The 12,573-nt window shown below is 57.5% G+C and carries 6 protein-coding genes, 2 tRNA genes and 2 rRNA genes; 6 read left to right on the top strand and 4 right to left on the bottom strand.

The window, feature by feature from the left end; all coding sequences use genetic code 11:
• Positions 1 to 22 precede the first annotated feature (22 nt).
• The 4 genes from H7A76_RS00050 to H7A76_RS00035 form a co-directional block, all read right to left on the bottom strand.
• Positions 23 to 1,459: an NAD(P)(+) transhydrogenase (Re/Si-specific) subunit beta gene (locus tag H7A76_RS00050; protein WP_185696659.1), complete on the bottom strand. Its 1,437-nt coding sequence runs from the start codon at positions 1,457 to 1,459 to the stop codon at positions 23 to 25.
• Complete coding sequence (locus tag H7A76_RS00045) at positions 1,459 to 1,779, bottom strand: NAD(P) transhydrogenase subunit alpha (RefSeq protein ID WP_003233786.1); 321 nt, start codon at positions 1,777 to 1,779, stop codon at positions 1,459 to 1,461. The genes H7A76_RS00050 and H7A76_RS00045 overlap by 1 nt, the downstream gene beginning before the upstream one ends.
• 15 nt (positions 1,780 to 1,794) lie before the next feature.
• Positions 1,795 to 2,916 (bottom strand): Re/Si-specific NAD(P)(+) transhydrogenase subunit alpha, encoded by a 1,122-nt coding sequence (locus H7A76_RS00040; protein WP_185696658.1) that lies wholly within the window; start codon positions 2,914 to 2,916, stop codon positions 1,795 to 1,797.
• Positions 2,917 to 3,363: 447 nt separating this feature from the next.
• Complete coding sequence (locus H7A76_RS00035; protein WP_185696657.1) at positions 3,364 to 4,263, bottom strand: LysR family transcriptional regulator; 900 nt, start codon at positions 4,261 to 4,263, stop codon at positions 3,364 to 3,366.
• A 157-nt stretch (positions 4,264 to 4,420) separates the two neighbouring features.
• Here H7A76_RS00035 and H7A76_RS00030 point away from each other — a divergent pair, with 157 nt between their 5' ends.
• The 6 genes from H7A76_RS00030 to H7A76_RS00005 all read left to right on the top strand — a co-directional run bounded on the left by H7A76_RS00030 (position 4,421) and on the right by H7A76_RS00005 (position 12,409).
• Positions 4,421 to 5,602 carry an acyl-CoA dehydrogenase gene (locus H7A76_RS00030; protein ID WP_022642742.1) on the top strand — a complete coding sequence of 394 codons (1,182 nt, stop codon included), beginning with the start codon at positions 4,421 to 4,423 and terminating at the stop codon, positions 5,600 to 5,602.
• A 13-nt stretch (positions 5,603 to 5,615) separates the two neighbouring features.
• Complete coding sequence (locus tag H7A76_RS00025; protein WP_185696656.1) at positions 5,616 to 6,836, top strand: CaiB/BaiF CoA transferase family protein; 1,221 nt, start codon at positions 5,616 to 5,618, stop codon at positions 6,834 to 6,836.
• A gap of 643 nt (positions 6,837 to 7,479) precedes the next feature.
• Positions 7,480 to 9,016, top strand: a 16S ribosomal RNA gene (locus H7A76_RS00020).
• Positions 9,017 to 9,139: 123 nt separating this feature from the next.
• Positions 9,140 to 9,216 (top strand) — tRNA-Ile (locus H7A76_RS00015).
• A gap of 10 nt (positions 9,217 to 9,226) precedes the next feature.
• A tRNA-Ala gene (locus tag H7A76_RS00010) sits at positions 9,227 to 9,302 on the top strand.
• A gap of 215 nt (positions 9,303 to 9,517) precedes the next feature.
• Positions 9,518 to 12,409: ribosomal RNA gene (locus H7A76_RS00005) — 23S ribosomal RNA — on the top strand.
• Together the 16S and 23S rRNA genes with 2 tRNA genes alongside form the textbook arrangement of a ribosomal RNA operon.
• Positions 12,410 to 12,573: the final 164 nt, after the last annotated feature.

Below are 12,573 nucleotides of genomic sequence, written 5' to 3'. Positions count from 1 at the left end.
TGGGTATTGCGCTACGGCAGGATTATTCGACGGCCTTGACCATGTCCTCGATGACCTTCTTGGCGTCGCCGAAGACCATCATGGTCTTGTCCAGGTAAAACAGTTCGTTGTCCAGGCCGGCATAACCGCTGGCCATGGAGCGCTTGTTGACGATGATGGTCTTGGCCTTGAAGGCCTCGAGGATCGGCATGCCGGCGATGGGCGACTTCGGATCGTTCTTCGCCGCCGGGTTGACCACGTCGTTGGCGCCGAGCACCAGCACCACGTCGGCCTGGCCGAACTCGGAGTTGATGTCCTCCATCTCGAACACCTGGTCGTAGGGCACTTCAGCCTCGGCCAGCAGCACGTTCATATGGCCAGGCATGCGCCCTGCCACCGGGTGGATCGCGTACTTCACGGTTACGCCACGATGGACCAGTTTCTCGGTGAGTTCCTTCAAGGCGTGCTGGGCGCGCGCCACCGCCAGGCCGTAGCCGGGCACGATGATCACGGTGTCGGCGTTGGTCAGCAGGAAGGTCGCGTCGTCGGCCGAGCCGGACTTCACCGGGCGGGCCTCCTGGGCGCCTGCCGGACCACCGGCATCGGCGCTGTTGCCGAAACCGCCGAGCAGCACGTTGAAGAACGAGCGGTTCATCGCCTTGCACATGATGTAAGAGAGGATCGCGCCGCTGGAGCCCACCAGGGAGCCGGCGATGATCAGCATCGAGTTGTTCAGCGAGAAGCCGATACCCGCCGCGGCCCAGCCCGAGTAGCTGTTGAGCATCGACACCACCACCGGCATGTCGGCACCGCCGATGGGGATGATGATCAGCACCCCCATGACGAAGGCCAGGGCCAGCATCAGGGCGAAGGCGCCCAGGTTGCCGGTGACCATGAAGGTGACGCCCAGGCCGAGGGTGGCCAGGCCCAGTACCAGGTTCAGCTTGTGCTGGCCAGCGAACTGTACCGGTGCGCCCTGGAACAGGCGGAACTTGTACTTGCCCGACAGCTTGCCGAAGGCGATCACCGAACCGGAGAAGGTGATGGCGCCGATGGCCGCGCCGAGGAACAGCTCCAGGCGGTTACCGGTGGGGATCGAGTCGCCCAGGTGCTTGACGATGCCCAGGGACTGCGGCTCGACCACGGCGGCGATGGCGATGAACACCGCGGCCAGGCCGATCATGCTGTGCATGAAGGCCACGAGCTCAGGCATCTTGGTCATTTCGACGCGCTTGGCCATGATCGAACCGGCGGTGCCGCCGATCAGCAGGCCGACGATCACATAGCCGATGCCCGCGGTGGCCAGCTCGGCGCCCAGCTTGTAGATCAGGCCGACGGTGGTCAGTACCGCCAGGGCCATGCCCAGCATGCCGAACAGGTTGCCGCGGCGCGACGTGGTTGGGTGCGAAAGCCCCTTGAGCGCCTGGATGAAGCACACCGAGGCAATCAGGTAGAGGATGGTTACCAGGTTCATACTCATTACTTTTGCACCTCTTCTTTGGCTTTGGGCGCTTTCTTCTTGAACATTTCCAGCATGCGGCGGGTGACCAGGAAGCCACCGAACACGTTGACCGCGGCCAGGGCCACGGCCAGGGTGCCCATGGTCTTGCCCAGCGGGGTCACGGTCAGGGCGGCGGCCAGCATGGCGCCGACGATGACGATTGCGGAAATGGCGTTGGTCACCGCCATCAGCGGCGTGTGCAGTGCGGGTGTGACGTTCCAGACCACGTGGTAACCGACATAGATCGCCAGCACGAAGATGATCAGGTTGTAGATACCGGGGGAGATGAGCTCTTCCATCGTCTGAATCCCTGCTTAGGCGTTTTTGCGGATGACCTGGCCGTCGCGGCACATCAGGCACGCGGCGACGATGTCGTCTTCGAGGTTGACGTCGAACTGCCCTTCTTTGGTGAAGACAAGCTTCAGGAAGTCCAGCAGGTTACGGGCGTACAGGGCCGACGCGTCGGCGGCCACCGCGCCGGCGAGGTTGGTCGGGCCGACGATGGTCACCCCGTGCTCGACCACCACTTGGTCTGGCACGGTCAGCGGGCAGTTGCCGCCCTGGGCGGCGGCCAGGTCGATGACCACCGAGCCGGGCTTCATCTGGGCCACGGTATCGGCGCTCAGCAATGTCGGCGCCTTGCGACCGGGTATCAGCGCGGTGGTGATGACCACGTCGGCCTGCTTGGCGCGCTCGTGCACGGCCAGGGCCTGGCGCTGCATCCAGCTGGCCGGCATGGGGCGGGCGTAGCCACCGACGCCTTCGGCGCACTCGCGTTCTTCGTCGGTTTCGTAGGGCACGTCGACGAACTTGGCGCCCAGGGACTCGATCTGCTCCTTGACCGCCGGACGTACGTCGGAAGCCTCGATCACTGCACCCAGGCGCTTGGCCGTGGCGATGGCTTGCAGGCCAGCCACGCCGGCGCCGAGGATCAGCACGCGGGCGGCCTTCACGGTGCCGGCGGCGGTCATCAGCATCGGCATGAAGCGTGGGTAATAGTGGGCTGCCAGCAGCACGGCCTTGTAGCCGGCGATGTTGGCCTGGGACGACAGCACGTCCAGGCTCTGGGCCCGGGAAGTGCGCGGCGCGGCTTCCAGGGCGAAGGCGGTGATCCCGCGCTCGGCCAGCTTGGCGATGGTTTCATTGCTGAAGGGGTTGAGCATGCCCACCAGGACGGTCCCGCTCTTGATCAGGGCCAGTTCGCTGTCATTGGGGGCCACGACCTTGAGGATCAGCTCGGCGCCGAAGGCATCGCTGGCGCTGCCAATGGTTGCCCCTGCCGCTTCGTAGGCACTGTCCACCACGCTGGCATTGATGCCGGCGCCGCTTTGCACGGTGACCTTATGACCCTGGCCGATCAGCTTCTTGATGGTTTCCGGGGTTGCAGCAACCCGTGTTTCACCCGTTTGGGTTTCGAGAGGAACACCAATGTGCACGTCAAATCTCCTGCTTGATCTTATTGCTTGCGATCTTTCTTAGAAGGCCAGCGCACTACGCAGGGGCGCTGGGGCGGCCGATCAGCACGATCCCGCTGAAATCACAGCGGGGCGCGGCATTTTGCAGGCGAACTTTGAGGCCTTCAAGGCATTCTGACTAGTGACGGAAAATTAACTACAAGTCACCCCGTGACCGAATGTCGCAACCCCCTGGGCTTAGGCCTTGTAGGCCGTGGCTTTCAAGGGTTTTACCGCAAATTTAAGTTTTTTCGCATTGGTGACATGAATGCACATACATTGTCTGCCAATAAACCCTACAACCCACGTGGTTAGCTGCTTGGAGAAGGTTTTTGGTCGATGTCGGTACAGTCTGTCTATATGCGACAAATAGTTATATCTGTAGTGCTTTGATTTTTCTGACTACGAAGTCAAGTAAGGCTGGAGGCCTTAGTTTTCCAGGGTGTAGCTGTGTGCCTGGTGTACCAGCCAATCGCGAAATGCCCGTAGCGAGGCTGATTCGACCTTCCGCTCGGGAATCATCAGGTAATACGCCTTGATGCTCGACAGGGCCTTGGGGTTGGCGATCACCAGGCGCTTCTCCGCCAGTTCACGCTGGATCAGGAACGGCGGGATCAAGGCGATGCCCATGTCATGCATGGCGGCCTGGGCGAGCATTGAGAATAGCTCGTAGCGTGGGCCTGTCATGTCGCGGGGGACGTTCAACTGTTGGGAGTTGAACCATTGGCGCCAGGCGTAAGGTCGGGTGGTCTGCTGCAGCAAGGGCAGCTCGGCAATGGCTTCGGGGGATAACTGTTGAAGTCCGCCCAACAGGGCCGGGCTGCATACCGGCATGGGGTGTTCATCCATCAAACGGTGGGACTGGGTGCCGGACCAGTCGGCGTCGCCGAAGTAGATGGCGGCGTCGAAGGGAGTATCGGCGAACAGGAACGGCCGGGTGCGGTTGGTCAGGTTGACCGTGACGTCCGGGTGCCGTTGCTGGAAGTCCTTGAGACGTGGCAGCAGCCACTGGGTGCCGAAGGTCGGGACCACGGCCAGTTCGATGACGTTGGCGCCCTGCTGCCCCATCACTGATAGCGTGTCGCGTTCCACCGCATCCAGCTGGGTGGCGACCCGGCGGCTATAGGACAGGCCGGCCTCGGTCAGCTTGACCCCGCGTCGGGAGCGGCGGAACAGCTCGACGCCGAGGAACTCCTCCAGGCTGGCGATCTGGCGGCATACCGCGCCCTGGGTCAGGGAAAGCTCCAGGGCGGCCTTGGTGAAGCTCTCGTGACGAGCGGCGGCTTCGAAGCTGATGAGCGCGGCGGTGCTGGGGATTTTTCTGCGCATGTACGGCAATCTCACTAATGAATGCTGTAAATGGCACTTGTCGCCATTTCGAAGTGAGAAATTAGCACAACAGTATGCGAAATCCTCGTTTGCCCGGGGCGACGACCAGGCCTAGGATCAATCCACGATAGTTGGCCTACTTCACGAGGACTCTCCCATGGGCGGCAAAGCAAGCTTCAACTGGATCGATCCCCTTCTGCTGGATCAGCAACTGACCGAAGAAGAGCGCATGGTGCGTGATAGCGCCGAGCAGTTTGCCCAGGGCAAGCTGATGCCGCGGGTCCTGGAGGCTTTCCGCCATGAGCAGACCGATCCGGCGATCTTCCGCGAGATGGGGGAAGTGGGCCTGCTGGGGGCGACCATTCCCGAGCAATACGGCGGTAGCGGCCTGAACTACGTGTGCTACGGCCTGATCGCCCGTGAAGTGGAGCGCGTGGATTCCGGTTACCGGTCGATGATGAGCGTGCAGTCGTCCCTGGTGATGGTGCCGATCAACGAGTTCGGCACCGAGGCGCAAAAGCAGAAGTACCTGCCGAAGCTGGCTTCCGGTGAGTGGATCGGCTGCTTCGGCCTGACCGAACCTAACCATGGCTCCGATCCGGGGGCCATGGTGACCCGGGCGCGCAAGGTGGATGGCGGCTACAGCCTGACCGGCAGCAAGATGTGGATCACCAACAGCCCGATCGCCGATGTGTTCGTGGTCTGGGCCAAGGACGATGCCGGCGATATCCGCGGCTTTGTCCTGGAGAAAGGCTGGAAGGGCCTGAGCGCCCCGGCTATCCATGGCAAAGTCGGCCTGCGGGCGTCGATCACCGGCGAGATCGTCATGGATAACGTGTTCGTGCCGGAAGAAAACATCTTCCCTGATGTGCGTGGCCTGAAAGGTCCTTTCACCTGCCTGAACTCGGCACGCTACGGTATTTCCTGGGGCGCCCTGGGCGCCGCCGAGTTCTGCTGGCACACCGCTCGCCAGTACACCCTGGATCGCCAGCAGTTCGGCCGTCCCCTGGCGGCGACCCAGCTGATCCAGAAGAAGCTGGCGGACATGCAGACCGAGATCACCCTCGCCCTGCAAGGCTGCCTGCGCCTGGGCCGGATGAAGGATGAAGGTACTGCGGCGGTGGAAATCACTTCGATCATGAAGCGCAACTCCTGCGGCAAGTCCCTGGAGATTGCCCGCATGGCGCGCGACATGCTGGGCGGCAACGGTATTTCCGACGAGTTCGGCATCGCCCGTCACTTGGTGAACCTGGAGGTGGTCAACACTTATGAGGGCACCCATGACGTGCATGCGCTGATCCTGGGGCGCGCGCAGACCGGTATCCAGGCGTTCTATTGATAGGAGAGCGGCCATGGGCGCGTTATCGCATCTGCGGGTACTGGATTTATCGCGCGTCCTGGCCGGGCCATGGTCCGGCCAGATCCTGGCGGACTTGGGGGCCGAGGTCATCAAGGTCGAGCGCCCGGGCAACGGTGACGACACCCGCGCCTGGGGCCCGCCCTTCCTCAAGGACGCCTATGGCGAGAACACCACGGAGGCTGCCTATTACTTGTCGGCCAACCGTAACAAGCAATCGGTGACCATCGACTTCACTCGCCCGGAGGGCCAGCAACTGGTGCGCGAACTGGCGGCCAAGTCGGACATCGTCATCGAGAATTTCAAGGTGGGCGGCCTGGCGGCCTATGGCTTGGACTATGAGTCGCTGAAGGCGATCAATCCGCGCCTGATCTATTGCTCGATCACCGGGTTCGGCCAGACGGGGCCTTATGCCAAGCGGGCGGGTTATGACTTCATGATCCAGGGGCTGGGTGGGCTGATGAGCCTGACCGGTCGCCCCGAGGGTGATGAAGGTGCCGGGCCGGTGAAGGTCGGCGTGGCCTTGACCGACATCCTGACAGGGCTCTATTCGACGGTGGCGATCCTGGCTGCCCTGGCTCACCGGGACCAGGGCGGTGGCGGGCAGCATATCGACATGGCGCTGCTGGATGTCCAGGTCGCCTGCCTGGCGAACCAGGCGATGAACTACCTGACGACGGGAGTCGCGCCCAAGCGCCTGGGTAATGCCCATCCTAATATAGTGCCCTATCAGGATTTTCCGACGGCGGATGGCGACTTCATCCTTACCGTGGGTAATGACGGGCAGTTTCGCAAGTTTGCCGAAGTGGCGGGCCAGCCGCAGTGGGCGGATGACCCTCGGTTCGCCACCAACAAGCTACGGGTGGCCAATCGCGCGGTGCTGATTCCGCTGATCCGCCAGGCGACGGTGTTCAAGACTACGGCGCAGTGGGTCAGCCAGCTGGAGCAGGCTGGGGTGCCGTGTGGGCCGATCAACGACCTGGCCCAGGTGTTCGCCGATCCGCAGGTGGTGTCCCGTGGCCTGGCCGTGGAGTTGCCGCATGCCTTGGCGGGGAGGGTGCCCCAGGTGGCCAGCCCTATTCGTCTCTCCGAGACGCCGGTGGAATATCGTCAGGCCCCTCCTCTGCTGGGCGAACATACGCAGCAAGTTCTGCAGCGCGTGCTGGGCATGCAGGCCGAGGCCGTGGATAGCTTGAAGCGGTCGGGAGTGTTGTAGGGCTTTCCTTCTTATATATAGAGAAGCGCTTTGCGTTCCATGTAACGCTGCCCGGGACAGCCTTTTAAGGCGTTCCGGGCGTTATTCATGGAAAACTGAAAATAAGTGTTGACGGCGAGTTTAATGTCTCTATAATTCGCCCCACTTCCGGCGCAGTCGAAACGGAAAACTCCTTGAGATTCAATGAGTTACGAAGATTTCGACAGCGGTCACGCTTCAGTTCATCGAAGCCCGAAAGCAGCTGGTGAGGCAGCGAAAGTGGCCTTGTCAGCGTTTCGATCCTCTCGATCGAAAGCGGTTAAAAAGAGGTGTTGACAGCAGCGAGTAACGCTGTAGAATTCGCCTCCCGCTAACGAGAGATCGGAAGCGCAAGTGGTTGAAGTTGCAAAGGAAACTTTGAAAACTTCTTAAAAAATCACTTGACAGTAAATGAGGCTGCTGTAGAATGCGCGCCTCGGTTGAGACGAAAGATCTTGACCAACCGCTCTTTAACAACTGAATCAAGCAATTCGTGTGGGTGCTTGTGTAGTCAGACTGATAGTCAAAAAGATTATCAGCATCACGAGTGACCATGCGAGAAATCACATAGTCATTTGAGATTGCTGAGCCAAGTTTAGGGTTTCTTAAAAACCCAAGCAGTATTGAACTGAAGAGTTTGATCATGGCTCAGATTGAACGCTGGCGGCAGGCCTAACACATGCAAGTCGAGCGGATGAAGTGAGCTTGCTCACGGATTCAGCGGCGGACGGGTGAGTAATGCCTAGGAATCTGCCTGGTAGTGGGGGATAACGTCCCGAAAGGGGCGCTAATACCGCATACGTCCTACGGGAGAAAGCAGGGGACCTTCGGGCCTTGCGCTATCAGATGAGCCTAGGTCGGATTAGCTAGTTGGTGAGGTAATGGCTCACCAAGGCGACGATCCGTAACTGGTCTGAGAGGATGATCAGTCACACTGGAACTGAGACACGGTCCAGACTCCTACGGGAGGCAGCAGTGGGGAATATTGGACAATGGGCGAAAGCCTGATCCAGCCATGCCGCGTGTGTGAAGAAGGTCTTCGGATTGTAAAGCACTTTAAGTTGGGAGGAAGGGCAGTAAGTTAATACCTTGCTGTTTTGACGTTACCGACAGAATAAGCACCGGCTAACTCTGTGCCAGCAGCCGCGGTAATACAGAGGGTGCAAGCGTTAATCGGAATTACTGGGCGTAAAGCGCGCGTAGGTGGTTTGTTAAGTTGGATGTGAAAGCCCCGGGCTCAACCTGGGAACTGCATCCAAAACTGGCAAGCTAGAGTATGGTAGAGGGTGGTGGAATTTCCTGTGTAGCGGTGAAATGCGTAGATATAGGAAGGAACACCAGTGGCGAAGGCGACCACCTGGACTGATACTGACACTGAGGTGCGAAAGCGTGGGGAGCAAACAGGATTAGATACCCTGGTAGTCCACGCCGTAAACGATGTCAACTAGCCGTTGGGGTCCTTGAGACTTTAGTGGCGCAGCTAACGCATTAAGTTGACCGCCTGGGGAGTACGGCCGCAAGGTTAAAACTCAAATGAATTGACGGGGGCCCGCACAAGCGGTGGAGCATGTGGTTTAATTCGAAGCAACGCGAAGAACCTTACCAGGCCTTGACATGCAGAGAACTTTCCAGAGATGGATTGGTGCCTTCGGGAACTCTGACACAGGTGCTGCATGGCTGTCGTCAGCTCGTGTCGTGAGATGTTGGGTTAAGTCCCGTAACGAGCGCAACCCTTGTCCTTAGTTACCAGCACGTTATGGTGGGCACTCTAAGGAGACTGCCGGTGACAAACCGGAGGAAGGTGGGGATGACGTCAAGTCATCATGGCCCTTACGGCCTGGGCTACACACGTGCTACAATGGTCGGTACAGAGGGTTGCCAAGCCGCGAGGTGGAGCTAATCCCACAAAACCGATCGTAGTCCGGATCGCAGTCTGCAACTCGACTGCGTGAAGTCGGAATCGCTAGTAATCGCGAATCAGAATGTCGCGGTGAATACGTTCCCGGGCCTTGTACACACCGCCCGTCACACCATGGGAGTGGGTTGCACCAGAAGTAGCTAGTCTAACCTTCGGGAGGACGGTTACCACGGTGTGATTCATGACTGGGGTGAAGTCGTAACAAGGTAGCCGTAGGGGAACCTGCGGCTGGATCACCTCCTTAATCGACGACATCAGCTGCTTCATAAGCTCCCACACGAATTGCTTGATTCATTGAAGAAGACGATAGAAGCAGCTTTAAGCTCCAAGCTGATAGCTCCAAGCTAACAGTTACAAGCTCGAAATTGGGTCTGTAGCTCAGTTGGTTAGAGCGCACCCCTGATAAGGGTGAGGTCGGCAGTTCGAATCTGCCCAGACCCACCAATTTTGTTATGGGGCCATAGCTCAGCTGGGAGAGCGCCTGCCTTGCACGCAGGAGGTCAGCGGTTCGATCCCGCTTGGCTCCACCATAAACTGCTTCGGAAAGCTTAGAAATGAGCATTCAAATCGAATGTTGATTTCTAGTCTTTTGATTAGATCGTTCTTTAAAAATTTGGGTATGTGATAGAAAGATAGACTGACCACTACTTTCACTGGTGGTGGATCAGGCTAAGGTAAAGTTTGTGAATTCAAACTTTCGGCGAATGTCGTCTTCACAGTATAACCAGATTGCTTGGGGTTATATGGTCAAGTGAAGAAGCGCATACGGTGGATGCCTTGGCAGTCAGAGGCGATGAAAGACGTGGTAGCCTGCGATAAGCTTCGGGGAGTCGGCAAACAGACTTTGATCCGGAGATCTCTGAATGGGGGAACCCAACCATCATAAGATGGTTATCTTGCACTGAATACATAGGTGCAAGAGGCGAACCAGGGGAACTGAAACATCTAAGTACCCTGAGGAAAAGAAATCAACCGAGATTCCCTTAGTAGTGGCGAGCGAACGGGGACTAGCCCTTAAGCTTCTTTGATTTTAGCGGAACGCTCTGGAAAGTGCGGCCATAGTGGGTGATAGCCCTGTACGCGAAAGGATCTTAGAAGTGAAATCGAGTAGGACGGGGCACGAGAAACCTTGTCTGAATATGGGGGGACCATCCTCCAAGGCTAAATACTACTGACTGACCGATAGTGAACTAGTACCGTGAGGGAAAGGCGAAAAGAACCCCGGAGAGGGGAGTGAAATAGATCCTGAAACCGTATGCGTACAAGCAGTGGGAGCAGACTTTGTTCTGTGACTGCGTACCTTTTGTATAATGGGTCAGCGACTTATATTCAGTGGCGAGCTTAACCGAATAGGGGAGGCGTAGCGAAAGCGAGTCTTAATAGGGCGTTTAGTCGCTGGGTATAGACCCGAAACCGGGCGATCTATCCATGGGCAGGTTGAAGGTTAGGTAACACTGACTGGAGGACCGAACCGACTACCGTTGAAAAGTTAGCGGATGACCTGTGGATCGGAGTGAAAGGCTAATCAAGCTCGGAGATAGCTGGTTCTCCTCGAAAGCTATTTAGGTAGCGCCTCATGTATCACTCTAGGGGGTAGAGCACTGTTTCGGCTAGGGGGTCATCCCGACTTACCAAACCGATGCAAACTCCGAATACCTAGAAGTGCCGAGCATGGGAGACACACGGCGGGTGCTAACGTCCGTCGTGAAAAGGGAAACAACCCAGACCGTCAGCTAAGGTCCCAAAGTTATGGTTAAGTGGGAAACGATGTGGGAAGGCTTAGACAGCTAGGAGGTTGGCTTAGAAGCAGCCATCCTTTAAAGAAAGCGTAATAGCTCACTAGTCGAGTCGGCCTGCGCGGAAGATGTAACGGGGCTCAAACCATACACCGAAGCTACGGGTATCACGTAAGTGATGCGGTAGAGGAGCGTTCTGTAAGCCTGTGAAGGTGAGTTGAGAAGCTTGCTGGAGGTATCAGAAGTGCGAATGCTGACATGAGTAACGACAATGCGAGTGAAAAACTCGCACGCCGAAAGACCAAGGTTTCCTGCGCAACGTTAATCGACGCAGGGTTAGTCGGTCCCTAAGGCGAGGCTGAAAAGCGTAGTCGATGGAAAACAGGTTAATATTCCTGTACTTCTGGTTATTGCGATGGAGGGACGGAGAAGGCTAGGCCAGCTTGGCGTTGGTTGTCCAAGTTTAAGGTGGTAGGCTGAGATCTTAGGAAAATCCGGGATTTCAAGGCCGAGAGCTGATGACGAGTTACCTTTTAGGTGACGAAGTGGTTGATGCCATGCTTCCAAGAAAAGCTTCTAAGCTTCAGATAACCAGGAACCGTACCCCAAACCGACACAGGTGGTTAGGTAGAGAATACCAAGGCGCTTGAGAGAACTCGGGTGAAGGAACTAGGCAAAATGGCACCGTAACTTCGGGAGAAGGTGCGCCGGTGAGGGTGAAGGACTTGCTCCGTAAGCCCATGCCGGTCGAAGATACCAGGCCGCTGCGACTGTTTATTAAAAACACAGCACTCTGCAAACACGAAAGTGGACGTATAGGGTGTGACGCCTGCCCGGTGCCGGAAGGTTAATTGATGGGGTTAGCGCAAGCGAAGCTCTTGATCGAAGCCCCGGTAAACGGCGGCCGTAACTATAACGGTCCTAAGGTAGCGAAATTCCTTGTCGGGTAAGTTCCGACCTGCACGAATGGCGTAACGATGGCGGCGCTGTCTCCACCCGAGACTCAGTGAAATTGAAATCGCTGTGAAGATGCAGTGTATCCGCGGCTAGACGGAAAGACCCCGTGAACCTTTACTATAGCTTTGCACTGGACTTTGAGCTTGCTTGTGTAGGATAGGTGGGAGGCTTTGAAGTGGGGACGCCAGTTCTCATGGAGCCATCCTTGAAATACCACCCTGGCAACCTTGAGGTTCTAACTCAGGTCCGTTATCCGGATCGAGGACAGTGTATGGTGGGTAGTTTGACTGGGGCGGTCTCCTCCTAAAGAGTAACGGAGGAGTACGAAGGTGCGCTCAGACCGGTCGGAAATCGGTCGCAGAGTATAAAGGCAAAAGCGCGCTTGACTGCGAGACAAACACGTCGAGCAGGTACGAAAGTAGGTCTTAGTGATCCGGTGGTTCTGTATGGAAGGGCCATCGCTCAACGGATAAAAGGTACTCCGGGGATAACAGGCTGATACCGCCCAAGAGTTCATATCGACGGCGGTGTTTGGCACCTCGATGTCGGCTCATCACATCCTGGGGCTGAAGCCGGTCCCAAGGGTATGGCTGTTCGCCATTTAAAGTGGTACGCGAGCTGGGTTTAGAACGTCGTGAGACAGTTCGGTCCCTATCTGCCGTGGACGTTTGAGATTTGAGAGGGGCTGCTCCTAGTACGAGAGGACCGGAGTGGACGAACCTCTGGTGTTCCGGTTGTCACGCCAGTGGCATTGCCGGGTAGCTATGTTCGGAAGAGATAACCGCTGAAAGCATCTAAGCGGGAAACTCGCCTCAAGATGAGATCTCACTGGGATCTTGAATCCCCTAAAGGGCCGTCGAAGACTACGACGTTGATAGGTTGGGTGTGTAAGCGCTGTGAGGCGTTGAGCTAACCAATACTAATTGCCCGTGAGGCTTGACCATATAACACCCAAGCAATTTGCGAACTCGACAGAGACCAGATTGCGGTGTGTGAAGATGACCAACCGAAAGTTTGACACACGAACCTATTGCATGCCCATTCGCTGGAACGTTGCCCAAACAACGGCTCAGCTACAGAATTTCTTGACGACCATAGAGCATTGGAA

Origin of the sequence: Pseudomonas sp. MSSRFD41 (assembly GCF_014230245.1) — a bacterium.
Classification (GTDB): domain Bacteria; phylum Pseudomonadota; class Gammaproteobacteria; order Pseudomonadales; family Pseudomonadaceae; genus Aquipseudomonas; species Aquipseudomonas piscis.
This window is presented reverse-complemented; position numbering and strand designations above follow the sequence as displayed.

Excerpts from the sequence above, each read along its gene's own strand:
- H7A76_RS00050 (WP_185696659.1), bottom strand. The coding sequence starts at position 1,459 with ATGAGTATGAACCTGGTAACCATCCTCTACCTGATTGCCTCGGTGTGC.
- H7A76_RS00030 (WP_022642742.1), top strand. The coding sequence starts at position 4,421 with ATGGGCGGCAAAGCAAGCTTCAACTGGATCGATCCCCTTCTGCTGGAT.
- H7A76_RS00025 (WP_185696656.1), top strand. The coding sequence starts at position 5,616 with ATGGGCGCGTTATCGCATCTGCGGGTACTGGATTTATCGCGCGTCCTG.
- H7A76_RS00045 (WP_003233786.1), bottom strand. The coding sequence starts at position 1,779 with ATGGAAGAGCTCATCTCCCCCGGTATCTACAACCTGATCATCTTCGTG.
- H7A76_RS00035 (WP_185696657.1), bottom strand. The coding sequence starts at position 4,263 with ATGCGCAGAAAAATCCCCAGCACCGCCGCGCTCATCAGCTTCGAAGCC.